Origin of the sequence: Clostridium hominis (assembly GCF_014287825.1) — a bacterium.
GTDB classification, from domain to species: domain Bacteria; phylum Bacillota; class Clostridia; order Clostridiales; family Clostridiaceae; genus Clostridium; species Clostridium hominis.
The window spans coordinates 523,182-548,940 of record NZ_JACOOO010000004.1 but is presented as its reverse complement, the minus strand read 5'-3'; the positions used below and the strand labels follow the sequence as shown (position 1 = coordinate 548,940).

Annotated in this window: 23 protein-coding genes; 15 read left to right on the top strand and 8 right to left on the bottom strand. The window is 27.1% G+C overall.

All coding sequences use genetic code 11. The annotated features are described in order from the left end of the window. The first annotated feature begins 189 nt into the window (after positions 1–189). Positions 190–963, top strand: a complete 774-nt coding sequence (locus tag H8S20_RS04220) for a hypothetical protein (protein WP_186859356.1) — start codon at positions 190–192, stop codon at positions 961–963. A gap of 59 nt (positions 964–1,022) precedes the next feature. Here the strand turns inward: H8S20_RS04220 and H8S20_RS04215 are convergent, their stop codons facing one another. Genes H8S20_RS04215 through H8S20_RS04200 form a run of 4 tightly spaced genes read right to left on the bottom strand, consistent with a single transcriptional unit; the run spans position 1,023 to position 6,269 of the window. Then, positions 1,023–3,254, bottom strand: coding sequence for a glycosyltransferase family 2 protein (locus H8S20_RS04215; protein WP_042282221.1), 2,232 nt, complete (start codon positions 3,252–3,254; stop codon positions 1,023–1,025). 18 nt (positions 3,255–3,272) lie between these two features. Further along, positions 3,273–4,913 carry a CotH kinase family protein gene (locus H8S20_RS04210; protein WP_051986991.1) on the bottom strand — a complete coding sequence of 547 codons (1,641 nt, stop codon included), beginning with the start codon at positions 4,911–4,913 and terminating at the stop codon, positions 3,273–3,275. Continuing rightward, the gene (locus H8S20_RS04205; RefSeq protein ID WP_032120072.1) at positions 4,910–5,590 is read right to left on the bottom strand and encodes a DUF4956 domain-containing protein; all 681 of its coding nucleotides are present in this window, start codon (positions 5,588–5,590) and stop codon (positions 4,910–4,912) included. The genes H8S20_RS04210 and H8S20_RS04205 overlap by 4 nt, the downstream gene beginning before the upstream one ends. A 10-nt stretch (positions 5,591–5,600) precedes the next feature. Next, positions 5,601–6,269, bottom strand: a complete 669-nt coding sequence (locus tag H8S20_RS04200; protein ID WP_032120243.1) for a polyphosphate polymerase domain-containing protein — start codon at positions 6,267–6,269, stop codon at positions 5,601–5,603. Positions 6,270–6,476: 207 nt separating this feature from the next. On the opposite strand from H8S20_RS04200, the gene H8S20_RS04195 reads away from it, so the two are divergent. From H8S20_RS04195 to H8S20_RS04175, 5 genes are all read left to right on the top strand, one after another. Beyond that, a complete protein-coding gene (locus H8S20_RS04195) occupies positions 6,477–6,656 on the top strand; it encodes a hypothetical protein (RefSeq protein ID WP_032120071.1) in 180 nt (59 codons plus the stop codon). 93 nt (positions 6,657–6,749) lie between these two features. Next, the gene (gene galU, locus H8S20_RS04190; protein ID WP_186859355.1) at positions 6,750–7,628 is read left to right on the top strand and encodes a UTP--glucose-1-phosphate uridylyltransferase GalU; all 879 of its coding nucleotides are present in this window, start codon (positions 6,750–6,752) and stop codon (positions 7,626–7,628) included. 244 nt (positions 7,629–7,872) lie between these two features. After that, positions 7,873–8,829, top strand: coding sequence for a glycosyltransferase family 2 protein (locus H8S20_RS04185; protein ID WP_186859354.1), 957 nt, complete (start codon positions 7,873–7,875; stop codon positions 8,827–8,829). A gap of 1 nt (position 8,830) precedes the next feature. Continuing rightward, positions 8,831–9,229 carry a GtrA family protein gene (locus H8S20_RS04180; RefSeq protein WP_186859353.1) on the top strand — a complete coding sequence of 133 codons (399 nt, stop codon included), beginning with the start codon at positions 8,831–8,833 and terminating at the stop codon, positions 9,227–9,229. A 26-nt stretch (positions 9,230–9,255) separates the two neighbouring features. Then, positions 9,256–10,668, top strand: coding sequence for a glycosyltransferase family 39 protein (locus tag H8S20_RS04175; RefSeq protein WP_186859352.1), 1,413 nt, complete (start codon positions 9,256–9,258; stop codon positions 10,666–10,668). Between the two features lie 98 nt (positions 10,669–10,766). On the opposite strand, the gene brnQ is transcribed toward H8S20_RS04175, so the two are convergent. Then, complete coding sequence (gene brnQ / locus H8S20_RS04170) at positions 10,767–12,044, bottom strand: branched-chain amino acid transport system II carrier protein (RefSeq protein ID WP_186859351.1); 1,278 nt, start codon at positions 12,042–12,044, stop codon at positions 10,767–10,769. A 177-nt stretch (positions 12,045–12,221) separates the two neighbouring features. Here brnQ and wecB point away from each other — a divergent pair, with 177 nt between their 5' ends. Beyond that, positions 12,222–13,346, top strand: coding sequence for a non-hydrolyzing UDP-N-acetylglucosamine 2-epimerase (gene wecB, locus H8S20_RS04165; protein WP_186859350.1), 1,125 nt, complete (start codon positions 12,222–12,224; stop codon positions 13,344–13,346). 164 nt (positions 13,347–13,510) lie between these two features. Here the strand turns inward: wecB and H8S20_RS04160 are convergent, their stop codons facing one another. The 3 genes from H8S20_RS04160 to H8S20_RS04150 form a co-directional block, all read right to left on the bottom strand. Beyond that, positions 13,511–14,449 (bottom strand): LCP family protein, encoded by a 939-nt coding sequence (locus H8S20_RS04160; protein ID WP_186859349.1) that lies wholly within the window; start codon positions 14,447–14,449, stop codon positions 13,511–13,513. Between the two features lie 119 nt (positions 14,450–14,568). After that, entirely contained in the window at positions 14,569–15,540 is a 972-nt protein-coding gene (locus H8S20_RS04155; protein WP_186859348.1) for an LCP family protein, read from the bottom strand. A gap of 94 nt (positions 15,541–15,634) precedes the next feature. Then, on the bottom strand, positions 15,635–16,984 hold the full coding sequence (locus tag H8S20_RS04150) for a nucleotide sugar dehydrogenase (protein ID WP_186859347.1): 1,350 nt from the start codon (positions 16,982–16,984) through the stop codon (positions 15,635–15,637). A 239-nt stretch (positions 16,985–17,223) separates the two neighbouring features. Here H8S20_RS04150 and galE point away from each other — a divergent pair, with 239 nt between their 5' ends. From galE to H8S20_RS04110, 8 genes are all read left to right on the top strand, one after another. Then, positions 17,224–18,234, top strand: a complete 1,011-nt coding sequence (gene galE, locus H8S20_RS04145; protein ID WP_186859346.1) for a UDP-glucose 4-epimerase GalE — start codon at positions 17,224–17,226, stop codon at positions 18,232–18,234. A 792-nt stretch (positions 18,235–19,026) separates the two neighbouring features. After that, positions 19,027–19,221 carry a hypothetical protein gene (locus tag H8S20_RS04140; protein WP_186859345.1) on the top strand — a complete coding sequence of 65 codons (195 nt, stop codon included), beginning with the start codon at positions 19,027–19,029 and terminating at the stop codon, positions 19,219–19,221. Positions 19,222–19,230: 9 nt separating this feature from the next. Beyond that, positions 19,231–19,425, top strand: coding sequence for a hypothetical protein (locus H8S20_RS04135; RefSeq protein WP_186859344.1), 195 nt, complete (start codon positions 19,231–19,233; stop codon positions 19,423–19,425). A gap of 415 nt (positions 19,426–19,840) precedes the next feature. Next, positions 19,841–20,497, top strand: coding sequence for a sugar transferase (locus H8S20_RS04130; protein WP_186859343.1), 657 nt, complete (start codon positions 19,841–19,843; stop codon positions 20,495–20,497). Positions 20,498–20,510: 13 nt separating this feature from the next. Continuing rightward, entirely contained in the window at positions 20,511–21,563 is a 1,053-nt protein-coding gene (locus H8S20_RS04125; protein ID WP_186859342.1) for a mannose-1-phosphate guanylyltransferase, read from the top strand. A 1-nt stretch (position 21,564) separates the two neighbouring features. Continuing rightward, the gene (locus H8S20_RS04120) at positions 21,565–22,320 is read left to right on the top strand and encodes a WecB/TagA/CpsF family glycosyltransferase (protein WP_186859341.1); all 756 of its coding nucleotides are present in this window, start codon (positions 21,565–21,567) and stop codon (positions 22,318–22,320) included. Next, entirely contained in the window at positions 22,320–23,504 is a 1,185-nt protein-coding gene (locus tag H8S20_RS04115) for a glycosyltransferase (protein ID WP_186859340.1), read from the top strand. The genes H8S20_RS04120 and H8S20_RS04115 overlap by 1 nt, the downstream gene beginning before the upstream one ends. Before the next feature lie 13 nt (positions 23,505–23,517). Further along, positions 23,518–25,719, top strand: coding sequence for a glycosyltransferase (locus tag H8S20_RS04110; protein ID WP_186859339.1), 2,202 nt, complete (start codon positions 23,518–23,520; stop codon positions 25,717–25,719). Positions 25,720–25,759 lie beyond the last annotated feature (40 nt).

Here is a 25,759-nt window from a genome sequence, read left to right as displayed (position 1 = left end):
AATAACATATAAAATAGACATTTAATATTTTGAAAGAAGAGTTATTTAGGACATTTTCATAAAAGAGATGAACCACTAGAAGATAATAATTTACAGAAGATCAGTTTTTACTGGTCTTTTCTTTTTTTATTGTTTAGGACGAAGGTTTTTATGGCAATACTTTATAAAAAAATAGAAGGAGTATTTGTCATGAAAAAAACTAGTAAAATCTTAGTTAGTTTGTTTATATTTATAAATATCTTTACTATTAATATTTTTGCAGAGGATTTAGCATATATTGAAGAGGCCTTGATTCATATAGGTATCGATGAAGAATATAGTGAAAATATAGTCCAATATTTAGAAGGTATAAGTATTACAGAGTCAGAGGTTCAAAAAATAGAAAATAATATTAATGATATTAAAAGCTTTATTGAAGATAGTAAAAATGAAGAAGAGATAAATTTTCTTAAATACTATAGTGTATATGATAATATTATGGATATATCAGAAGTACTAAATTTAGATTTAGACTTTGATATTAATAACTTAAATATTAGGCTGATTGATAAGAAAAATAATAATGTTTTATTTGAAGGTGATATTAACTCTTTAGTTCAAATATATTCAAATTATAAAGATGGCAACTATAACATAAGCGTTGAAACTATAGTTAAAGAGATTAATTTAAATATTAAAGAAAATAACAGTGAAGAAAAGCTTAATAATAGTGAAAATCAAGTTAACAATAAAATAAATAATTCATTAAAGATAGAAAGGAATAGTACTAATAATAGTAATAATAATGAAATAAATGCAGTGCTTGATGAGTATATAGATAAGTTTGATAAATATAATGAGAGTTTGTTGGTTAAGAATGATAATGATATATTAGAACTTAAAATAATAGCATTTATATTTGCAATATCAGTAACAATATTAGTAATATTAAAGAAAATATCAGTTAATAAGAAGATAGAATAAAATAAGTTAAAATAGTAAATAAGATTTTAGAGGATAATTTTAAATTATCCTCTAAAATGCTAACTAACTAATTTTAATAGATTACTTCTCAAGCTTTCGCTAGATGAGATTTCTTTCCAATTATCTATATGATATAAAGCAGTGGTACTTCCTTTGATAATAGTACATAAGGTACAATCAAGAAGTACATCATTACCTATATTTAATTGTATATTATTATAAGTGCTTTTGTTAGCTTTGATTAAAATATATTCATAATTAAAGTTAATAACTTTCATAGGTATACCATCAATAGTAGTTAGTGTAGTATTTAATGGTATTCTAGGTAGTTTTCTATTAGAAATAATTTGAGCGTGAAGCCTTTTAGATATATTATTACTTACCTCTTTTATTGTGTTTGATTTTACTTTTGTTGGAAGAGTATGTTCCCTATCATAAACTATTTGGAGATATTCTCTTTTATTTTTTTCAGTAACATTAGTTAACTTAATACTATATTTCCACTTGTTGTTGAAGGTTGAAACGTGAACAACTTTACCTTTTAAGTTAGCTGTATAAAGTGGGGTATATGCAATTATATTTACTTCGTCATCATAAGGTATATATTCTGGAGTATTTAATATTATTGCCATACCATTTTCAGATATATCTGAAGTTACACCATTAATTGTAAGGTTATTAGTATTAATAACAACATCTATATTAGTATAAAATCTTTCTTCATCTCTGAAGTTTACACGACTTAACATAAAGAATAGAGCCATTATTAAGAAGTATAAATTCATACATAACCAAAAAAGTAAAACTATACTACCTATATTTTTATATTTGATCATATTATGAGTACAAGTAATTAAACCTATGAAGGTTGCTATAATTAGAATTATATGTGGTATTGCATATTTAAACTCTGTATTTTTAGAGTTAATTTTATTCTTAGGAGTTACTGCAAATTTCTTAAGTTTTAAACCTATAGTCTCAAGAAAAATTGGAATAATCATAAATGGGAAAATAATAGTATCTACTATATTGCTCCACTTTTGATTTCTTATATTACCTGACAAATATTTTAAGGCTAGGTTATATAACACATAAGATGGTAGCCAAATAAATAATATTTCAGGAAGAGTACAATCAACTATAACTAAACCAAAAACGGTAAATAATATAGGTGATAAAATATATATGAATCTTCTAAAGAATGTCCACCAGTATAATAAACTAATAATATAACTTATCTTAGCTTTAATTGGTAATTCTCCAAATATAAATTTAAAGCTACTAATAGTTTGAACACAACCACGTCCCCATCTTTGACGTTGCTTTAAAAGACTCTTAAAGTCTACAGGTGATAATCCATTAGCTAATACTTTAGGTATTGCAAAGCATGTATAACCTTTACTCTGTATTTTTATACCAGTAGCAAAGTCTTCAGTAATATTTCCGGTAGTAATGCCACCTACTGATTCAAGAGCTTCACGTGAGATAATTGTATTTGAACCAGCATAAATAGGGGAGTTACTTCTATTTCTTCCTACATTAATTTCTTTAAAGAAATAATCTTGTTCATTTGGAATGTTATTTTCTGAATATAAATTAAATTGGAAGAGATCGGGATTATAAAAACTCTGAGGAGTTTGAATAAATCCTATCTTATAATTTTCATCAAGTTCGTCTTCAGTACGATCTACCCAATTACCATCTTTATCTTTTTTTAATCTTGGCAGATAGAAGTATGGAACAGTCTCCATTAAAAAGTTTCTTCTTGGAATCATATCAGAATCAAAGGTAACAATTAAAGGAGAATTAGTTTTACTTAATGCATTATTTAGATTTCCTGCTTTAGCGTGCTTATTATCAGATAGCCCAAAATATCCAACTCCCATGAGATTAGCTAAAGCTTTCATTTCTGGACGATTAGTATCATCACATATATAAATATGAACTTTGTTTTTATCAGGATAATCCATGTGAATACATCCATTTATAGTTTTATATAATAAATCCACGGACTCACTATGAGTAGCTATAAGTACATCTATATCAGGATAAAGTTCTTTTTCTATAATTGGTAATTCGGGAGAAACATTGGCACTTAAGCTTCTATAATGAGAAAATGCTTCAATAACTCCAACTGTTTCAGATAACGCTAAAGCAACTCCGAATATAAATGACATTATTCCAAAGTTAAGTGGAATAGTAAAAAATAGTCTCCAACTAATATAGATAAAAGCGGAAATAGAAGCAGCTATTAATAATACCTTCTTCTTGAAAATAGTTTTTTTATTCATAAAACCCTCCAACCATAGTTAATCTCTCATAATTAATACTATAGAAACAATAAAAATAAGTATAAATATTATTGATAAAATATTAGATATTGATATATCTTTAGTACTACCTAGTAGAAATGATATAGATTTTTCAAAAGTATTTTTTTCTATATTATCTTCGCTAAATTCACTAAATTGATAAAGAGAATCTATATTTTCATCTAACCAGTTTCCATGCGTAACTAATGTAGTTTTAATTTTTTGTATTTCTTCATCATAAGTTTTAGTATTTCTATTTACTGAATTTCCGTTTTCATCAACTGTATCAAAGAGATAGTCTGAATTATAAAAGTATCCCCATCTATCCCAATCACGCTTTATAGCGTTATCTAAGAAAGAAGTAGTTCCATCAATATATTTAATTAAATTTTCGTTAGATAAAATATTTTGTCTAAGTTCGTGATAACGTTCTATTAGTTTAGTAGTAAAATTAGCATCTTTAAGAATTTGTCTAAACCACGGAGCATCATGCATAGCTGTAGAATCGAGCTTAGATGGCGATTTTTTGATGTTATCTATGGACATATCAAAATCCCATACAGGACCCATATTAATTTTTCCTCCAACTTCCTTGTAGGAATATGTAGAGTGATAACCAGAATCGTAATTAGCAAAAAGTTCATTTATAATAAAATAATCAATAAATGAATTTTGATCTATGAAATCCCTATATTTATAAAATTCATTAGGATCATTAGAAAAAAGAGCCTTTTCAAATTCACTTATTTCGTTAGTGATATAATTCACAGTTGAAGTGGTTATATCATTTTGAGAAGGATACTTAATATCTAAGTAACCGTTAGTTAAGTTATTTAATCTACCATAATTATCAAGTGTTATTCCGGTTTCATCATATCTATCTCTTCTCAAAAGATATGATGATGCGAAGAATTTATTATCATAATCAGAAATATTGACTCTATTTTCATCTTGTTTTACACTTTCCATCATAAGATATACTCCTTCATACTCGTAAGTATTATTATTTTTAATTAATACTTCACAGTATCTTACGTCAGGAGTATTAGGCATAATTTCTCCTGCAATGTTAAGAGCTAAATAATTTCTCAATAGTGATTTATCAATAAAAGAGATATTTAATATCCATTCATGTTCGGTTCCCATTCCTAGTATATTTTGAATATTTTTATTTCCATCTGAGTCTATAAGTTTAATAAAATATTGTTTTTTATCGAAGGTTAAAGAAGTATTTCCCCTTAAACGTATTTTTATATCTGATTCTATATTAGGAGAATCAGATATATGATTTAAACCATTAGAATTATCAATTATAGATATAGTACCTTTAACATACGGATCATGATTTAATGGAGTGAAATACCCTTTTTCATCGTCCCAGGAACTATCAGCTTTAGGTTTTTCACCGTTAGTATCTAAGATTATAAGAGGTAAGTGTGTGCTAAAGCTACCATCTACAGTATTATCGCTTTTAATTTCAGAAATATAATCTTCATGATTCATGCTATCTATATGATGGTGATATCTTTTATTTGTATTAATGTTAAAATATTTGATTAAGATTAAACAGAATGTAAGTAGTATTAAAATTATAAATAAACTTATGCTACGCTTAGATAATAATTTCTTAGTTATCATCGATTTATGTCCTCGTTTTGACAAACTAAGTTTACTGCATTTACATCTTTAATTTTATATAGTTCTTGAGTTATTGAAAGTTCTCTTTTTGAGTATTTTTCAATTATACGTTGAGATAACTCATATATGTATTCTACCCTATCAGAAGTAGTATTTTTAACTCTCATAGTAGCTTTTCCATCATAATAAATAAGAACAGATTTCTCGATTTTTTCTTCTTCTGAAATATTACCGTGAATTATAAGTAAAAATCTATCATTTGTCTTAACATATCCAAAGATAAGTAAAAATAAGAATATAAGGGCACTACCTAAAGCAACTATAAAGTACTCTGATATTCCACAACAAATTCCTACTACTATACACCAGAATATATATACTGCATCTCTTGGATCTTTTATTGCAGTTCTAAAACGAATTATAGATAATGCGCCTACCATACCTAGTGATAAAGCTACGTTACTACTTATAACTGCCATAACCATTGTAGTAATAAGAGTAAGCATAACTAATGAGACGTTAAACCTTGCACTATATACAGCTCTTGAGTGAGAAAATCTATATGATATATAAATTACTAAGCTGAATATAATTGCAACCATAAAATTTAAGATTATTTGTTCGATAGGAACATTACTACTAGTAGCTAATAAATAATTTAATAATGTTTCTTTCATTTTTATCCTCCTATAAATAGCTAATACTTCTTGATAAACAATATTTACTTGCAGACAATTCATTTTTATTAGCTATATCAATAATGTTCTTTACATAGCTAAGTAAAAAGTTGTTATACTTTACTTCTAGAATTATTTGAGAAGAGACATTGTATAAATTTAGATTTTTTGAAAATATATCAAAATTAGCTTCTGTAGCTCTTATATTACTGTCAATAGTAATACGAATATTGTTTTCTTGAACTATATAAGCGTGACGAGTATATTCCACTATGCATTTAGGTTTATATAGATTTGTCTGCATAATAAAGAATAGTTCTTTAGCAAATTCGTTATTAATTTCAAGAAGGCAGCTATAATTACCTTGGATTAGCTCATAAGCCATATCTTTAGTAATTGATAAAGAGCGCTTAAGTTGATTTTCACCAACTTTTTCTTTAAGTTCTAATTTTACTGTTTCATCTTCTGGGTTATAAATTCTTAATCTTATTTTTTTTCTATTTTCCAAACCATCTTGCTTGTCCCGATAATCGTTATCATAAAGTGTGTCAAAGTATAACGAACGAACTGAATATCCATCACCATTATTGAACTCATCATTATGTAATGCTGTTGATAACATGTTTTTTAGTTTGTAAGAAGTAAAATATGAAATTTCATATTTTTTTTCTGTTCTCATAACTGTGATTTGATCTATCAAGTAACATCATCCTTTTAATATATAATATAAAAAATATAACATATATGTACATATAAGTAAATAATATGTACATATACGAAAAAAAGAAAGAAATTTAGTTTAATGTGTATAAAAATTAATTAATATGTAAATGGGGGGTATGAAAAGACGTATGATATTAAAAGTATTTCTTGATATTATAGAGACGTGAAGATAGTTATTGATGAGTATATAGATAAGTTTGATAAGTATAATGAGAGTTTGTTTGTTAAGAATAATAATGATATGTTAGAGCTTAAAATAATAGTATTTGTATTGGTAATAGTATTAGTACTATTTATGCTATTTAAGGTAATATGGAGAGTTAAAAGATTACAAGAAAATTAATTTAGGAATAAATGAGTATTTATTAAAGCGAATAAGTATACTATAATAGTAGTTGATATAAATATAAAAATGTATAACTTAGGGGGTAAAAACATGGGTAACAAAATAAGAAAGGCTATTATTCCAGCAGCCGGTTTAGGAACAAGATTCTTACCAGCTACAAAGGCTCAACCAAAGGAAATGCTACCAATAGTAGATAAGCCAACTTTACAGTACATAATAGAAGAATGTGTAGCATCTGGAATAGAAGAAATACTTATAATTACAGGAAGAAATAAAAAGAGTATAGAAGACCACTTCGATAGATCTGTAGAGTTAGAAATGGAACTTGAAAAATCAGGAAAGCAAGAAATGCTTGAAATGGTAAGAGAAATATCAGATATGGTTAATATTCACTTTATAAGACAAAAGGAGCCAAGAGGGTTAGGCCATGCAATTCTTTGTGCAAAAACTTTCGTTGGTAATGAACCATTTGCAGTACTTCTTGGAGATGATGTCGTTTATAATGATGAAAAACCATGTCTAAAGCAACTTATAGATTGTTATGGAGAGTATAAGACATCAGTACTTGGAGTTCAAACAGTAGATCCTAATGATGTTAACAAATATGGAATAGTTGGTGGAATTCATATAGAAGATAGAGTTTATAAGGTTAAGAATTTAGTTGAAAAGCCATCCATAGAAGAATCACCATCAAATGTTGCTATTTTAGGAAGATACATAATAACTCCAAGAATATTTGAAATATTAGAAGAAACTAAGCCAGGTAAAGGTGGAGAAATTCAACTTACAGATGCACTTCTTCAATTAGTAAAGGAAGAAGCTATGTATGCTTATGATTTCGAAGGTAGAAGATACGATGTTGGAGATAAATTAGGGTTCTTACAAGCAACTGTTGAATATGCTTTAAGAAAACCTGAATTAAGAGAAGGATTTATCGAATATTTAAAGGGGTTATCAGATAAATTTTAGCTGTTAAAATAATTGATAGTAAAGATTATATTTATATAGAAAGTAAAAATATCATAGTTATAGCACTATCCCGGTTTTTTAACTGGGATATTTTCATTAATTAGATTTATCGTAGGTGAGAGGAATGATATATTTTTATTATGAAGGCTAATTATGATACATATTGAATTTAGTGTATAAAAGTGTGATTATATTATAATTTAATTATGATATTTTAAATAACTTTAGAAATGGGAGTAATTTAATGAATAAGATATATCTTGTTATACCTTGCTATAATGAAGAAGAAGTAATATACGAAACTTCAAAAAGATTAAAGGAAAAAATGATTTCTTTAATTGATGATAAAAAAATAAGTAAAGATAGTAAAATAATTTTTGTAGATGATGGGAGTAAAGATAATACTTGGAGTATTATAGAAGAACTTAAAAATTATGATAAAATGTTTGGAGGAATTAAGCTTTCAAAAAATAAGGGGCATCAAAATGCATTATTAGCAGGTCTTATGACAGTAAAAGATAAATGTGATGCAGTAATATCTTTAGATGCTGATTTACAAGATGATATAAGTGTTATTGATAAATTTATTGAAAAGTTTAATGAAGGTTGCCAAGTTGTATATGGAGTTCGTAGTGAAAGAAAGACTGATACATTCTTTAAAAGAAATACAGCTCAGATGTTTTATAAGTTAATGAATATATTAGGTGTTGATATAATTTATAACCATGCAGATTACAGATTAATGGGTGGACGAGCACTAGATAGTTTATCGGAATTTAAAGAAGTAAACTTGTTTTTGAGGGGGATAGTACCACTTATAGGATTTAAGTCGGATATTGTAACATACGAGAGAAATGAACGATTTGCAGGTGAATCAAAATATCCATTAAAGAAGATGTTAGCATTCGCACTTGAAGGAATTACATCTTTTAGTGTTAAACCTATAAGATTAGTTCTAATCATAGGAATAATGATGTTTTTATCTAGTCTAGCAGCCCTTGCATATTTCTTGATATTATGGATTAATGGTTACACTATTCAAGGATGGACTACAGTGGTTGCATCTATTTGGATGCTTGGAGGCATACAACTTTTATGCCTTGGGGTAATCGGTGAGTATGTAGGTAAGATATATACTGAGACAAAGGCTAGACCTAAATACATAATAGAAAAATTTGTTTTAGACAGTGAGGGAAAGTAAAATGAATTTTTTATCAGATGATTTGTTTAGATTTATAAAATTTGCCTTAGTAGGTGTTTTAAATACTTTAATGAATTGGATTATTTTCTTTATATTAAATGCCAGTGGGTTTTATTATTTAGTAGCTAATATAATATCTTACAGTATCTCAACATTGAACAGTTACTTATGGAATTCTAGATGGGTATTTAAGTATCAAGGTGATAATAAGAAAGAAACAACATTAAAATTTATAGTATTAAATATATTTGGACTTGTATTAAATACAATAATATTATTTGTTCTTGTAGATAAATTAAAGTTAAATAAGATGGTAGGATTAATTATAACTACGGCTATAGTTATGATAATAAATTATATGATTAATAAATTTTGGGTATTTAGAGGAACGAACTCTTAAAATATATTATTTTAAAGGAGAAAGAAGTGTTGATAGGAAGGTTTTTAGAAAATTTAGCTTCAAAGGTAGTACTATATTTTTCTGCTATTATAGCAATATTAATTGTTTTAGCCAACATAGTAGGAATTTTTACATTTCAGGATTTGTTAAAATTCAATAGTACATATGAGATAATTTTAATAATAGGAATATTTATTGCAATATTATTTTGCAGTAGATATTTATATAAAATAAAAGATGAAAAGAGATTTATAATAGCGTTATTTTTAGTAGGGTTTATAGTAAGATTGGTAAGTGTTATTATTATCAAGACAGAGCCTGTATCCGATTTTAAAATTTTATATGATGCTGCTAATAACATTTCAAGTGGAGATTATAATTCGGTTTTAAGCAATGGATATTTTAATCTTTGGGTATATCAATTAGGGTTTACAGGATATTTGACAGTGCTTATAAAGTTATTTGGAAATTCAGTATTTATGATAAAGGTAATTAATTGTATAGTAGTGTCATTAATACCATTAGTTATTTATTATAGTGCAAAATTAATTGTATCAAAGAAAAGTGCTAAGATAGTATCTTTAGCATATTGTTTTTATATAGGAAGTATAGTAACTACTTCGGTTTTAACTAATCAGCATATGGCTACATTATTCTTTTATTTATCAATATATTTATTATTAAGCAATTTAAATGGAGCTATTAAGTGGATTCTTGTTGGGGTATGCTTAGGGTTAGGTCAATTTTTTAGACCAGAAGGCGCAATAGTTATATTAGCAATATTATTATTTTTACTATTTAAAAATATATCAAGCCTTAAAGAAACAACTAAGAATATAGCAGGAGGAATAGCAGCATTTCTTATAATGACATTAATGATGCAAGGTTTTTCAGCCATATTTATAAGAGCAGGAATTACTAAGTATAATTTAAGTAATAGAGATCCGTTGTGGAAATTCTCTTGTGGATTAAATCCAGATACAAAAGGTCTATATAGTGTTGAAGATGATGCCTTTATAGGAAGTTATGAAGGTGGTAGAAAAGAAGCAAATATGATACTAATAAAAGAGAGAATAAAAGACCCTAAAGCAATTATAAAGACTATGGTATATAAGACAAGTGTTATGTGGGCAGACGATGATACATCATTAAGTTTTGCATTTACTGATGATGTGAGTTACAGAAATATGTATGATACGACAATAAAGATTGAAAAGATTCAATATATAATAGTATTTATAGTTTTTACTTTAAGTATAGTGATGATGTTAACAAGGAGAGAGAAGTTTTTAAAAAACTATATATATCTTATAATTTTCTTAGGGTATTTCTTTGCACACCTATTAATAGAGGTACAAACTAGGTATAGATATTTTTCGATTCCAATATTCTTTATAATTTCAGCATATGGAATTGACAACTTAATAAAAGATAAATAATAAATTTGAAGAAGCTACTATTATAATAAAAAAGTTTTATTATAATAGTAGCTAATATTATTACACTATCCTAATGAAAATATAAATTTATTATGAAATTACGCTGCTTTTTCCAAAGAGGATTCTGTAGTTTTCTCTTTGAATATTATAATACCAATTATTATTGATAATACTGTGGGAACTACCCATCCAAATCCTAAATCAGCAAGTGGTAGGAATGAAAGGTTTAGTCCTGGTATTAATAATAGTAAAGAGAATACAAGTGATGTATAAATACCAAGTCTTACAGCTTTCGTGTTTTTTAAATATTTTGACATAAGTGTTGTAACAATTATTGTTATTGAAACAGGATATAGTAAGTTAAGTACTGGTCCTGATAACGCTACGATTTTGTCAACTCCAAGTGTAGCAACAGCTAAGCTTATAATAGTAATAACAATAGCATTTAGGTTATATGATAACTTACCTTTAGAAATTTTTTCGAAGAATGAAGCACCTACACTTACAAGTCCTATTGAAGTACTTAAGCAAGCTAGTCCCATTGCTAATCCGATTATAGCAGGGCCAACTTTTCCAAAAACACTTTCAGATATAAGAAGTAAAAGTCCAGTCTTACCTATTTCTTGAGATACTAATCCAGATGTTTGAGCTCCTATGTACATTAGTCCTCCATATACGAAAGCAAGTCCAATAGCTGCTACTAAGCTTGATTTAAATATCATCTTAGGCATTTCTTTACCTCTATATCCTTTATCTTTTAATGAAGTAGTAACTATTGATGCGAAAAGAAGTGCCCCTAAAGCATCCATAGTTTGATATCCTTCAATTAATGAGGTTGAAAGCACCGCTGAGGCATTAGTATTTACTATTTCACCAATTGGAGAAACTATTCCTTTAACTATAAGCACTATTAGTAAGATAAGTAATGCTGGCGTTAAAAATTTACCTATAGTATCAACTATTGCAGATTTCTTTAATACGAAGAATAAGTTTATTGCAAAGTAAACTGTAATTGCTACTATTGCAGGCACATTTGGTAAAAATGGATTAACTGAAAGCTCGAAGGTTGTTGCAGCTGTTCTTGGTACTGCCATAAGTGGACCTATAGCTAAGAAAAGAACAGTTGTGAATATTAATATAAATTTACGATCTATTCTATTTCCAATACTTTCAAATGTTCCATCGCCTTTAGAACATGCTACTATTGCAAGTAATGGAAGCCCAACTCCAGTTACTACAAAGCCAACAGTTCCAAGTAAGAAATCTGAACCTAAGCTATTTCCTAAAAATCCAGGAAAGATTAAGTTTCCTGCGCCAAAAAACATTGAAAATAGCGCAAAACCTATTACGATTGAATCTTTTGTACTTTTTTTCATTTGTATTCCATCCTTTTTAAAAATTTGATTATTTATGAATAAAATTAAGTATTTTTCGTCAGAATCGTAATATATAGTAACATGATATGAATTTTTATTCAATGAGAAATTATAGTAGGAGATAATCATAATTAAGTGATATAATTATAATAATATTTAATATGTGTGGAGGATAAGATGAATAAGATAAAAGTATTAAGCGTATTTGGAACTAGACCTGAAGCTATTAAGATGTGTCCTTTAGTAAAGCTATTAGAAAAGGATGATAGATTTGAATCTATAGTATGTGTAACAGCGCAGCATAGAGAAATGTTAGATGCTGTTTTAGAGATATTTGATGTTAATCCACAATATGATTTAAATATAATGGCGCATGGTCAAACTATTATAGATGTAGCAAACAAAGTATTAACAGGGGTAGATAAAGTTATTAAGGAATGCAGACCAGATATAGTGCTTGTACATGGAGATACTTCGACTACTTTAAATGGAGCATTAGCTGCTTTTTATAATCAAGTACCTATAGGACATGTAGAAGCAGGTTTAAGAACTGGAGATATATACTCTCCATTCCCAGAAGAGGCAAATAGAAAGTTAACAGGAGCTATAACAACTTTACATTTTGCACCTACAGAAAGTAATAAAAGAAATTTAGAAAAAGAAAATATTACAAAGAATGTTTACATAACAGGAAATACTGTAATAGATGCACTTTTAAGTGTAGTAGATAAAAATTATAAATTCCAAGATGATATATTAAATAATATAGATTTTACAAATAATAAGGTAGTACTTTTAACAGCACATAGACGTGAGAATTGGGGAGAACCAATGAAAGATATATTTGCAGCTGTTAGACGTCTTGCAGAGGAAAACGAAGAAGTACAAATAATATTCCCAATGCATAGAAATCCATTAATAAGAGAACTTGCAAAGAGTTGCTTTGAAGGTATTGAAGAAAAGATACATTTAATTGAACCTTTAGAATACGTAGACTTTGCTAATCTTATGTCAAAATGCTACTTAATAATGACGGATTCAGGAGGAATTCAAGAAGAAGCTCCTGCATTAGGTAAGCCTGTGATGGTTTTAAGAACAGAAACGGAAAGGCCAGAGGCTGTAGAGGCTGGAACGGTAAAGCTTGCAGGAATTAATAAAGAAGCAATATTTAATATAGCAAATGAGTTAATTAATGATAAAAAAGCTTACGAAAAAATGGCACATGCAGCGAACCCATACGGAGAAGGAGAGGCTTCTGCAAAAATACTAGAAAGAATTTTTGAGTGGATAAAGATAAAATAAATAATTCACTTTTAAAAAGGACGTTCTTAATATAGAATACTAAGAATGTTATCAGATACAATAAAGATATAAAAGAACCCCTAAGTTATTATTTACTTAGGGGTTTTATGCTATAGTTTAATTATATATTATACTTAAAAGATAACATTTCTATGCTAAAGGCACTATCTCACATCGTCAAATATATAGTTCATCATTTGCTCTTTTGCTGTAGCTTGGTCAAAAGCTAAGTAGTAAATCCCGTCTATCATAGTACCTTCACAATAACCATCTCTAGGAAATCTATCTTGTGCTAAACCATTAGATATTGCACCTAGGGCTTTTGTTCCTAAAGCTAATATATCTGAAGTATTCATACTAGTTTGAACATGTGGTAGAACTTCATTTAACAATCCAGGAAGAGCTGTAACAGAAAGTGTTGATGCCTTATTAAATAAAGCGTTTAAAACAGTTCTTTGCCTTTCAGTTCTTACATAATCTCCACCTGATGCGTATCTTATTCTTGAATAAGACAGAGCTTGGTCACCATTTAAAGTATAAGTTCCAGCTGAAGCTACTCCAGGAATATGCGGTACCTCTTCATCAGTTATATTAATTTCAACACCTCCTAGTATATCGATAATAACCGGTAAAGATGTAAAGTTAACAGACATATAGTCAGTTATATCTAAACCAAAGTTTTCATTTATAGTTTTAATTGCCAATTGAGGCCCACCAAAAGCATAAGCATGATTTATCTTGTCCATTCCTCTATCAGGAATATTAACATAGGAATCTCTCATGATAGATGTAAGCTTTAGTTTATTATGAATAGGATCTATTGTAGCTACCATAATAGCATCAGATCTACCAGCAACACCATCTTCAGAATCAATACCAAATAAAGCTATGTTAATTATTTCTTCATGATTCTCAAACTCTTGAATTTCTTCATAGTTAATATTCAAGTCTGATGTATCAACAGAAACTTGTTGCATTTTTCCAAGAGTTCTATAGACTGTAAAAGCACCTATAAGTAATATACAAATTAAGATTGAACCTACTATTAAACTTCCCTTAATCCAAGGGTTAATTTTCTTATTTTCACTATGTTTTTCTCCCATAAATACCCCCATAATAATAAAATAGTTTATGTGCTTAACAATATATTACATATATATAATATGTTTTGAAATAGTTACTTAATAACTTCTTAGTTAATAGTAGATTAATACTTTAAAAATTATTTAGAGTAAATAAACTTATGTATTTCTTCAGTAGTTGCATCAATATCAACTATCATATGATACATATCTGTCCATTCAGCATAATGATGCTCATCTAATGGGAATCTTCCTTGTTCTATGTTTGAAACTCCAGCTCCAAGAGCTTTAGTAGCTATAGAAAGCATTTCTGATGTAGTCATATTAGTTGAAACTAAAGGTAATAAATCATTAATTAATCCAGGAACTTCAGTAATGCTTATATTTTTAAATTTATCAAAGATTGCAGATAGTACATCTCTTTGTCTTTCTGTCCTCTTATAATCTCTCCCTTCTGTATACCTAATTCTACAGTAAGCAGCAGCTTGAGTTCCATTTAATACTTGTCTACCAGCACTATATAATGGTTCAGTTACAGTTCCATTCTGAAAATCTATACTATTAATATAACTATTTATAAAATCTAGCTCTTCATTAGTTATTTCAAGCTCAACACCACCAAGCTTGTCTATAATTATAGGAAGTGTATGTAAGCTTACATGGACAAATTTATCTACTTGAAGGTTAAAATTATAATTTATAGTTTTTAATATTAATTCTGGACCTCCAAGGGCAAAGGTATAATTTAGATTTTCTTTACCGCCATCAGGTAAGTCTAAATAAATATCTCTCATAAGAGAGAAGAGCTTAATATTACCTTTCTTAGTGTCTATAGAGAGAATCATAGTTGCATCAGATGCACCTAATTTAGTTTTATCATATGGATAATCTGAGCCGAATAATGCAACAGTTATTACATCTTCATCTTCTTTTATAGGTTCCTTTCCAATATCTGTTACAAATGATCTGTCTATTTCTACAGTATTAATTTTAGATGATAAATTTATAATCACGATAGATCCAACTAAAACTAAAATACATATAAAAGATAGAAATCCTAATAATACTTTCTTACTAATAGATGATTTTTTCTTTCGCTTTCTTCTTGTCATAACCCACCCCACAAAAAATAGTAATATATGTATTATAACATATTATGAGGGAAAATATAATTTATAGAGTTTTAAAGATGCTAAATAATATAACTTATAAAGACCAATAAATAAAATTATTAAAATCTATTAAAGTCTTATTTAGCATGCTTTTTATATCTATTATTACGTTTTTTTCAATATATTCATGTTCGGTATAAGAAGGTGTTTGATTATATACTTTAAACATCTTATAAATATTAGATATAGGAATATCTTTAAAATGTAAATGAGGTACTGCAAGTATTATTCCATCTATATCTTCTATCTCCTCAATATTAATTAAATCAATATTGTAATTGCTTTTTAGATAAGTACTATCTGCTAATGGATCTGAAACAATAACTTCAATACCATATTCCTTTAAATCTTTTATAATATCGAAAACTTTACTGTTTCGTATATCTGAACAGTCCTCTTTAAATGTTATTCCAAGTATAGCGATACGACAGTTCTTTATTTTTTTGTTAGCTTTTATTAAGCATTTTATAGTCGAATCTACAATATATTTAGACATATTATTATTTATTAATCTAGAAGTATTTAATAAGTTTAAGTCTGTATTTAAAGTTTTTCCTTTATGAATTAAATAATAAGGGTCAATTCCTATACAATGTCCACCAACTAACCCAGGGGTTAAATTAATAAAGTTCCATTTAGTACTAGCAGCTTTAATCACAGCTGAAGTATCTATGTTTAATTTATTAAATAAAATTGATATTTCGTTGAAGAATGCAATATTAACATCTCTTTGTGAGTTTTCAATTACTTTTGCAGCTTCTGCTATTTTTATACTTTCAGCTTTATAAATACCTGCTTCAATTATTAATTCATAAACTTTTGAAATTATATTTAATGATTCATTATCAATTCCAGCTACGATTTTTACAGTGTTTTCTAAGGTGTGAATCTTATCACCTGGATTTATTCTTTCAGGAGAGTAACCAACCTTAAAGTCGATGCCGCATTTTAATTTAGATTCATTTTCTATAATAGGAATACAAATATCTTCTGTAACTCCAGGATAAACTGTTGATTCATATACGATTACAGAACCTTTACTCAAATTTCTAGCTACAGTTTTAGTTGCTTCGATTAAAGGAGACAAATCAGGAGTGTTATCACATTTTGTTGGAGTAGGCACTACTATAATATGAAATTTACAGTTCTGTAAATCATCTTCATTAGATGTAAATAGGATTTTACTATTAATTAAAGAGGAAGTATCAGCTTCATTAGTTATATCTAAACCTTTTTTATAATTTTCAATTTTAGATTTATTAATATCAAAACCTACAACATCAAGATATTTAGAAAATGAAAGTGCTAATGGTAAGCCTACATATCCTAATCCGATAATTGATATTTTTTCCTTTTTATTCTTTAGTTTATTATACAGTTCCATTTTGAGATCCTTTCTTAAAGTAGATTACTTATTTATTGTTAAAAGTTTACATAAGTATAATAGCATAGATAATTACAACAAAATACTTAAGATAACTATATTATATATACGACCAAGATTAAAAAAGTGTAATTAAAACTAATATATTTATAAAATATGGCAACTCTATTATTTTACATTTAAAGATAATATTATATAATATTATTTGAAAATAAATTTAGTATGTGGAGGTATTAGAGATGGCAGTTTTAGTATCTGGAGGAATGGGATATATAGGAAGCCATACAACTGTAGAGCTTTTAAATGCAGGCTTTGATGTTGTAATAGCAGATGATTTAAGTAATAGTAAGGAATTAGTAAAGGATAGAATAGAAAAAATAACAGGAAAAACTACTAAGTTCTACAATGTAGATTTAACTAACGAAGAGGAAGCTGAAAAAGTATTTTTAGAAAATGATATAGATTCAGTAATCCATTTTGCTGCATTTAAGGCAGTAGGTGAATCTGTAGAAAAGCCACTTGAATATTACTACAATAATATAACTAGTGCATTAGTAATGTTAAGACTTATGAGGAAATATGATTGTAAAAACTTTGTATTTAGTTCTTCTGCAACAGTTTATGGAGATGCAAAGGTTGTTCCAATAACTGAAGATTCTCCACTTTCAGCAACAAATCCATATGGAAGAACAAAGCTTATGATAGAAGATATGTTAAGGGATATTGCAAAGGCAGATCCAACATTAAACATAGCTATTTTAAGATATTTTAATCCAGTAGGAGCTCATAAGAGTGGAACTATAGGGGAAGATCCAAACGGAATTCCAAATAACTTAATGCCTTATATAACAAAGGTAGCAGTTGGGGAATTAAAACAATTAAGAGTATTTGGAAACGACTATCCAACTCATGATGGAACAGGGGTAAGAGATTATATTCATGTTGTTGATTTAGCAACTGGACATGTTAAGGCTTTAGAAAAATTAAAAACTAATCCAGGACTTGTAACTTATAATCTTGGAACAGGAAACGGATATTCAGTTCTTGATGTTGTAAAAGCTTTTGCTGAAGCATCAGGTAGAGATATTCCTTATGAAATAGTTGATAGAAGACCAGGAGATATAGCAACTTGTTATGCAGATCCAAAGGTAGCTAATGAAGAATTAGGATGGTCTGCTGAAAGAGGAATTAAAGAAATGTGTGAAGATTCTTGGAGATGGCAAAGCAATAATCCTAAGGGTTATAATTAGATAATAAAAAGAGCAATAATTAGTTTCAAACAACTTATTATTGCTTTTTTTATGAATATGCTAGAAAGATATGTCAATAGTAATAGAATGGATTAAAGGATAATAATGTAAAATGAGAAGATCTTAGTGAAAGGTAGATAAAGAAATCAATAGAAGTAGGAATAAATGATATAACGGTTATTGTAGGCTATATAAAAGAAAAAATTATTACTTAAAGGAAAAGTTTAATGTAGATATAAGATATTTATATTTAAAATATAGAAAATCTAAAAATGTGTATAAGAAAATATAATAAGTGAGATATATTGAAGTTTGACTCATTAAATGATTTAAGAGCTTTTGATAAAGTATATATATGATTAAAGGTTAACTGATGGAATACTTGCAATTATAATTTCTATTAAAATTACAATTTCTAAAGATAAAAAATAGAAGAAATTCGAAATAATATAGCTTAAGTATTATTTTAAAGAAGTTGTTTATTGATTGTAAGAAATGATTATTTTTATATGCATAAATAGCCAAGTGAAAAAGTTGTAAATATACTAGATTTAAGCGAAAAGTATAGTAAAATATAAAAATAAATGGTTTTTATGTAAAATGTTTATTTAGAGAATAAAATTGGTGGTGTAAATTTAATGAAAAAAATAAAAAGAAAGTAATATTGTTAATAGCTTTTGCAATACTATTAAACTGTTTAATAGTAAAGCCTACTATGGCTGAGAAGAAGAATGCCTTTTTAAATTCTATATTTTCTAGAAGCTTAAATGGATGGTATAGAGAAAACGATAAATGTTTTTTTTTTATAATAATGAGAAAGTTACAGGATGGCTTAATGATAACGGTACGTGGTATTATACAGATTCACCTGGAGTAATGAAGACAGGATGGTTAAATCTTTCTGGAAGTTGGTATTATCTAAAAAGTAGTGGGGTAATGGTAACTTGGTGGAATGATATAGATGGAGTAAAATATTACTTTTATTAAGATGGAAGGATGGCTATTGGAGATTTAGAAGATAATTTTAATTGGTATCTATTTGATATTAATGGTTATAGCGAAACTGGATGGCAGAGTAAAAATAATAAATGGTACTATTATGATAACATAACAGCAGATATTGAAAGAGAAATATGGCAAAACAATGGAGTTGAAGTTATAGCTAACGAAAATGAGTGGAATATATATTAATAACGGCAAGTTCTAAAATAACTTTAGTTATTTTAGAACTTTTTTTGTCGTTTTTTAACGACAAATTTAAAAAGGTTTTTTAGGCAAATATTTAGCTAAGTTTAATTCAATTAATATATATATATATATAAAAGGTAATAAAAGTATTAAGTGGATTATTTAATGATGATATATGTTTATTATTGGTATATAAAAAGTTTAATTGATGAAAGGTAAAAAAAATATTTATTTATCAGAAAAAGTCTTTATGATATAATAATTTTACTAGATAATATTAAAGTTATATTATAAGTGTTTTTATTACAGTTAATAAACATATTAATAAGAATATATGTAGATTAGAAAGCCCTATTTTATTGTGAATAGTGGTTTTTGTTTTGTAAACATAAAATAATAGTATAGGTGGTAGGGGGAAATGGATAATTTAGCAGTAAAAACTGATGTTGAATTTGTTAGAAAGGAAGAAAGAAAGCTTTATAAAATTTTTAAACGTTTAATGGATATTTGTGGAGCTGTAGTAGGATTATTATTAGTGAGCCCAATTTTGTTAATTGTTAGCGTATTAATAAAGTTAGAATCTAAAGGACCGGTAGTATTTTCTCAAACTAGAGTTGGGCTAGACGGTAAAGAATTTAAGATGTACAAGCTTAGATCCATGGTTGTAAACGCAGAAGAACTTAAGAAAAAGCTTGAAGCACAAAATGAAATGTCAGGACCTATGTTTAAAATTAAAGATGATCCTAGAATAACTAAAGTAGGCAAATTTATAAGAAAAACTAGTATAGATGAATTAGCTCAATTAGTAAATGTACTAAAAGGTGATATGAGCCTTGTAGGGCCAAGACCAAGCTTGCCTAAAGAAGTTGAGCAATTTGAAGAGTGGATGTTAGAAAGATTAGAGGTTAAACCAGGATTAACTTGTTATTGGCAGGTTATGGGGAGAAATAATATTGAATTTGAAGATTGGATGAAGCTTGATGTTAAATATGTAAGAGAAAGAAGCTTTTGGCTTGACATAAAATTGATATTTAAAACATTCTTTGTATTATTTGGAGATAAAAATGCTTATTAAGGAGGATAATGATATGTTAACTGCACTAATAATGGCTGGGGGAAAAGGGACAAGATTTTGGCCGCTTTCAACTGAAGAAAAACCAAAACAATTTTTAAATTTAATAGGTAAAGAAACTATGATACAAATGACTGTTAATAGAATAAAACCTATTATTCCAATGGAAAGGATTTTTGTATGTACAGGGGAAAGATATGTTGAGTTAGTAAAAGAACAATTGCCAGAGTTACCAGAAAGAAATATTATAATTGAACCAGAAGGAAGAAATACAGCTCCATGCATTACATTATCTGCATTAGTTATAAATAGATACTATAAAAATGCCTCTATGGTGGTATTACCATCAGATCATCTAATTAGAAGAGAAGATAAATTTAGAGAAATAATTAAAGCTGCTAGAGAGTTTTTAAATGATAATAATGAGGCTATATTAACATTAGGAATGACTGCAAATAGAGCAGAAACAGGATATGGTTACATAAAATGTGGAAATGAGAGTTTTGTAGTAGATCAAAATAGGGTTATTAAAGTAGATTCATTTGTTGAGAAGCCAAATAAAGAAAAGGCTAAAGAATATCTATTAAGTGGTAATTATCTATGGAATGGTGGAATGTTTATGTGGAAGATAGATAATATCTTAAATCAACTTAAGAAATATGCTACTTCTACATATGAAGCATTACAGCCGATAGAAAATGTCAGAGAAGAGAATCTACAAAGAGTTATAGATAATAATTACAAAAATACAGAGGCTATATCTATAGATTATGCAGTGCTTGAGAAATCAAGTGATATATATGTTATGCCAAGCGATATAGCTTGGGATGATATTGGATCTTGGAACTCTATGGAAAGATATAGAGAAAAGGATGGTAATGGCAATATTGAAGTTGGAGATGTTAATCAATTAAATACAAATAATAATTTAATTATTTCATCTACAAAGAAAATAATAGTTAGTGATATTGAAGATATATATGTAATTGAAACTGATGAAAATATAGTTATAGGCAAAAAATCTAATATAGATAAAATTAAGCAAATAAAAGAAAGTGTTGGATTATAAAATGAGTAGAATGAAATTTCTTAATACTGAAATAGATAATTTAACTATGAATGAAGCTATAGAAAAAATTGATTTACTAATACAAGAGAAAAAGTCTGCATACGTTGTAACGCCGAATGTTGATCATATAGTTAAATTAGAAAATGATAAAGAATTTAGAGAAGTTTATAAAGAAGCAGATTTGATATTAACAGATGGGATGCCTTTAATATGGATATCAAGATTGCAAAAAAATCATATAAAAGAAAAAGTTTCAGGATCAGATTTGTTTCCTAAAGTATGTGAACTTGCTGCAAAAAAATCATATAAAGTATTTTTATTAGGAGCTGCAGAAGGAGTAGCAGTAAAAGCAGCAGAGAATTTAACTGAAAAATATAATGAATTAAGTATTGTTGGAACCTACTCCCCAAGTTATGGATTTGAAAAAAATGAAGAAGAAGTTAATAATATTATTAAAATGATAAATGATGTAAAACCAGACATATTAGCAGTTGGGTTAGGAGCACCAAAACAAGAAAAGTTTATACATAAATATAAGGATAGATTTAATGTGCCAATATCACTGGCTATTGGTGCAAGTATTGATTTTGAGGCAGGAAATATTAATAGAGCACCAAAGTGGATGCAAAATTCAGGATTAGAATGGTTTTATAGATTAATAAAAGAACCTAAAAGAATGTTTAAAAGGTATATAGTAGATGATTTAAAGATAATAAATATAACTATTAAATACTATAAAAAAGGGAGTCGTAATTAATGAAAAGAATGTTATTTTTAACAACAGAATTACCCTATCCTTTAGATAATGGTGGTAAGATAAGAACTTATAATATGATTAAAGGACTAAGTGGAGAATACAATATAGATGTTGTTTGTTTTTCAGAGTTAGAAGATAATACTAATAGTATTAAAGAGCTAAAAGAAATATGCAACAATGTATATGTCTTTAAAAAGTTATATACAAATAGTAAGAGTAAGAGCAAATTAATAAGAAATGTATTATCATCTACTATTAAAAATATACCTTTCATAGTTGGTAAATTTAGTGATAATGGATATCGTGAAAAAGTTGAGATGTTATTAGGTGAAAATAATTATAATTGTATTTTAGTAGATCACTTACAAGTAGCTCAATTTGTTCCTGAAAAATATCTATTGCAAGCAGTATTAAGTCAGCATAATTGTGAATATTTAATATTAAAAAGAATGGCACAAGAAAGTTCAAATTACTTAAAAAAAGTATATGTAGAGTATGAATCAAGAAAACTTGAGAAATATGAAAAGAAGATGTGTAGCCAATTTAAGAAAGTTGTATTGTTAAGTGAGGAGGATAAGAAGTTTTTAATAGGTAAAGAGTATAATGGTGAAAATTCTTTTATTTTGCCTATTTCTGTTGAGATGAACTTCAAGAAGAAAAATATAAACTCAGAAAAGAAAAATATATTATTTTTAGGAACTATGTCTTGGCTACCTAATGAGCAGGGAGTTTTGTGGTTTTTAGAAAATGTATGGCATCATATTAAGAATTATGGATATAAACTATACATTGTAGGTAAAAATCCATCAGACAGCATTAAAAAATTTGAAGATAGTAATGTTGTAATTACAGGATATGTTGATGATATTAATGAATATATAGAATTATGTGATTTTAGTATAGTACCTCTTTTCATTGGTGGAGGAATGAGGGTGAAAATATTAGAATGTATGGCGAAAAATATGCCAATAATATCTACCACCATAGGTGCTGAAGGTATTGAGGCTGTAGATGATAATAATATTTTAATCGCAGACACGGTAGATGAATTTATAAATAAAATTAAAAAAATTCAAGATGAAAATATATATAATAAAATACGACAAAGTGCTACGAAATTAATAGAAGAAAAGTATTCAATAAGTGCTGTAAATAATCAACTTATTAATATATTAAGTGAATAAAGGGAGGACTGTAATGAGATTAGAGTCTGAAAAGAGTGATTATAAAATAATGTACAGCATAGTACTACTTTATCCATTGATAGATATTTTTTATGTAATTAATGAAATTTATTTAAAAATAGAATTTCCTATTAATCAGATTATTAGGGGAGTAATATTATTATTTATTATAAAACAGTTTATAAAAACTAAGGATATATTTAAGGTAGGAATATTAGCTGCAATATTAGGTATTAATGAATTATTTTATTTATTTTTATTTAAAGAAGATAACTCATTAATAAGTAATTTAGGATATGTATTAAAGATTTTATTATTTATTTCTACTTTCTATGCAATAAGAAATATGTTAAAAAATAAGAGTATAAAAATGGAAAAATTGCTTAAAGTAATTAGCTTTTCCTCAATTATAATAAGTTGTAATATTCTCCTAGCTAAGTATTTTGGATTAGGTTTTACATCGTATATTGGTGATGTAGCTAGAAATGGCTTTAAAGGTTATTTTTTAACTATAAATATGGTAGTTTCATTTATGACTATTATTACACCTATAGTTTTTGCAACATATATACAATCAAAAGAGAAAAAGTTCTTTTATCTATATTTAGTAGATATTTATGCTCTCATATGTACAGGGTCTAAATTTGGAGTATTGTCATCATTATTTATGATTGTATTGATGGGAGTTTATTTTATATCTAAAATTGATATGAAAAAGTATTTGAAAAAATTACTATTAGTAAGCGGTATAAGTTTAATTATATTAGTGTTATTTTTAGGAAAAGATATTTTAAACTTTATAAATGCTTTAATTCAAGATTATGAAAAAGTAAATTATCAAAATATATTTGCATACTTACTAAATAATAGAAACTTACAAATTCTTTATCTTAATGAATTTATAGATAAGTTAGGGTGGATAATTAGTCCTCTAATGTTGTTTGGATTAGGATTTAGTAATGCTAATAAAATTATTGAGAGTGGTAAATCAGACTTTAAGATTATAGAAATGGATTTCCATGGACTATTGTATTACTCTGGAATTATAGTTGCTACTGTAGTAATAGTATTTATTGTTATAAGATTATCTAAATTAATAGTATTTGTTATTAAAAATAAAAGAGACTTTATGCTTTGGAGTATTTTAACATCTATATTATTAGTATTAGTTCAATCAATTTTAGGAGGACATGTAATCTATGAAGCAGGTCCAGGATTTTACTTTAGTATTGTATTAGCAATAAGTGAATACATAGTAAATAATAGATATTCAATAATTGAAGATAAATATACTGATACTTCAGAAATAAAAATTATTAATGAAGACAAAATAGGAATAGTATTAGTAAACTACAATGGAGAAAAGTTTAATGATGATTGTTTAGAATCAATCTTTAATAGTGATTATAAAAATTATGAAATAATTATAGTAGACAATAATTCGTCAGATAATTCTGTTGATGTTCTTAAACAAAAATATAGTAATAAGATAAAATTAATCGAGTTAGAAGAAAACTTAGGGTTTTCTTTTGCTAACAATGTGGGCATTGAATTAGCAATAAAGAATAACTGTGATTATATATTATTATTAAACAATGATACGATAATAAACAAAGATATGATAACTACAATGGTAAATGCGTCAGAAGATAAAAAATATATAGTTTCACCTAAGATATATTACTATTCTAATAAGAATATCATTTGGTCTGCAGGTGGTAAAATAGATTGGAATAAGGGAATTACAATACAGTATGGAATGGGAGAAGAGGATTCTTATGCTGTAAATAAAAAGTGTGAGATAGATTTTGCAACAGGTTGTTGTATACTAATACCTAATAATGTATTTAAAACAATAGGATTTTTATCAGATGAGTATTTTTTATATTATGAAGACACAGATTATTGTGTAAGAATAAGACGAGCTGGATTTAAGATAATTTATGAACCAAAAGCTGTTATGTATCATAGGGTAAGTGCATCGACAGGTGGAACAAAATCGCCACTATATATATACTATATGACAAGAAATAGATTGATATTTAACAAGAAGTTTAATAAAAGGAATATAATAGCTATGAGTTATTTTTATACTACGACAATAATAAAAAGTATTATAAACAAAATAAAAAAACAAGATTATATAGTAGAAGAAACAAAAAGAGGAATTTCAGATTATAAAGATTCAGTAAGTGGGAAAAGTGATAGATTTTAATAAAGAGTAAAAATAAAGGAATATTATGTGAAATTCTTTG

Bases quoted from the DNA above. Each gene is read 5' to 3' on its own strand.
- H8S20_RS04115 (WP_186859340.1), top strand. From the start codon at position 22,320: ATGAAAAGAATGTTATTTTTAACAACAGAATTACCCTATCCTTTAGAT.
- H8S20_RS04200 (WP_032120243.1), bottom strand. From the start codon at position 6,269: ATGAGAACAGAAAAAAAATATGAAATTTCATATTTTACTTCTTACAAA.
- H8S20_RS04110 (WP_186859339.1), top strand. From the start codon at position 23,518: ATGAGATTAGAGTCTGAAAAGAGTGATTATAAAATAATGTACAGCATA.
- H8S20_RS04125 (WP_186859342.1), top strand. From the start codon at position 20,511: ATGTTAACTGCACTAATAATGGCTGGGGGAAAAGGGACAAGATTTTGG.
- H8S20_RS04180 (WP_186859353.1), top strand. From the start codon at position 8,831: ATGAATTTTTTATCAGATGATTTGTTTAGATTTATAAAATTTGCCTTA.
- H8S20_RS04130 (WP_186859343.1), top strand. From the start codon at position 19,841: ATGGATAATTTAGCAGTAAAAACTGATGTTGAATTTGTTAGAAAGGAA.
- galE (WP_186859346.1), top strand. From the start codon at position 17,224: ATGGCAGTTTTAGTATCTGGAGGAATGGGATATATAGGAAGCCATACA.
- H8S20_RS04155 (WP_186859348.1), bottom strand. From the start codon at position 15,540: ATGACAAGAAGAAAGCGAAAGAAAAAATCATCTATTAGTAAGAAAGTA.
- H8S20_RS04205 (WP_032120072.1), bottom strand. From the start codon at position 5,590: ATGAAAGAAACATTATTAAATTATTTATTAGCTACTAGTAGTAATGTT.
- galU (WP_186859355.1), top strand. From the start codon at position 6,750: ATGGGTAACAAAATAAGAAAGGCTATTATTCCAGCAGCCGGTTTAGGA.
- H8S20_RS04150 (WP_186859347.1), bottom strand. From the start codon at position 16,984: ATGGAACTGTATAATAAACTAAAGAATAAAAAGGAAAAAATATCAATT.
- H8S20_RS04160 (WP_186859349.1), bottom strand. From the start codon at position 14,449: ATGGGAGAAAAACATAGTGAAAATAAGAAAATTAACCCTTGGATTAAG.
- H8S20_RS04140 (WP_186859345.1), top strand. From the start codon at position 19,027: ATGTTTTTTTTTTATAATAATGAGAAAGTTACAGGATGGCTTAATGAT.
- H8S20_RS04120 (WP_186859341.1), top strand. From the start codon at position 21,565: ATGAGTAGAATGAAATTTCTTAATACTGAAATAGATAATTTAACTATG.
- H8S20_RS04135 (WP_186859344.1), top strand. From the start codon at position 19,231: ATGGCTATTGGAGATTTAGAAGATAATTTTAATTGGTATCTATTTGAT.
- H8S20_RS04215 (WP_042282221.1), bottom strand. From the start codon at position 3,254: ATGAATAAAAAAACTATTTTCAAGAAGAAGGTATTATTAATAGCTGCT.
- brnQ (WP_186859351.1), bottom strand. From the start codon at position 12,044: ATGAAAAAAAGTACAAAAGATTCAATCGTAATAGGTTTTGCGCTATTT.
- H8S20_RS04220 (WP_186859356.1), top strand. From the start codon at position 190: ATGAAAAAAACTAGTAAAATCTTAGTTAGTTTGTTTATATTTATAAAT.
- H8S20_RS04210 (WP_051986991.1), bottom strand. From the start codon at position 4,913: ATGATAACTAAGAAATTATTATCTAAGCGTAGCATAAGTTTATTTATA.
- wecB (WP_186859350.1), top strand. From the start codon at position 12,222: ATGAATAAGATAAAAGTATTAAGCGTATTTGGAACTAGACCTGAAGCT.
- H8S20_RS04185 (WP_186859354.1), top strand. From the start codon at position 7,873: ATGAATAAGATATATCTTGTTATACCTTGCTATAATGAAGAAGAAGTA.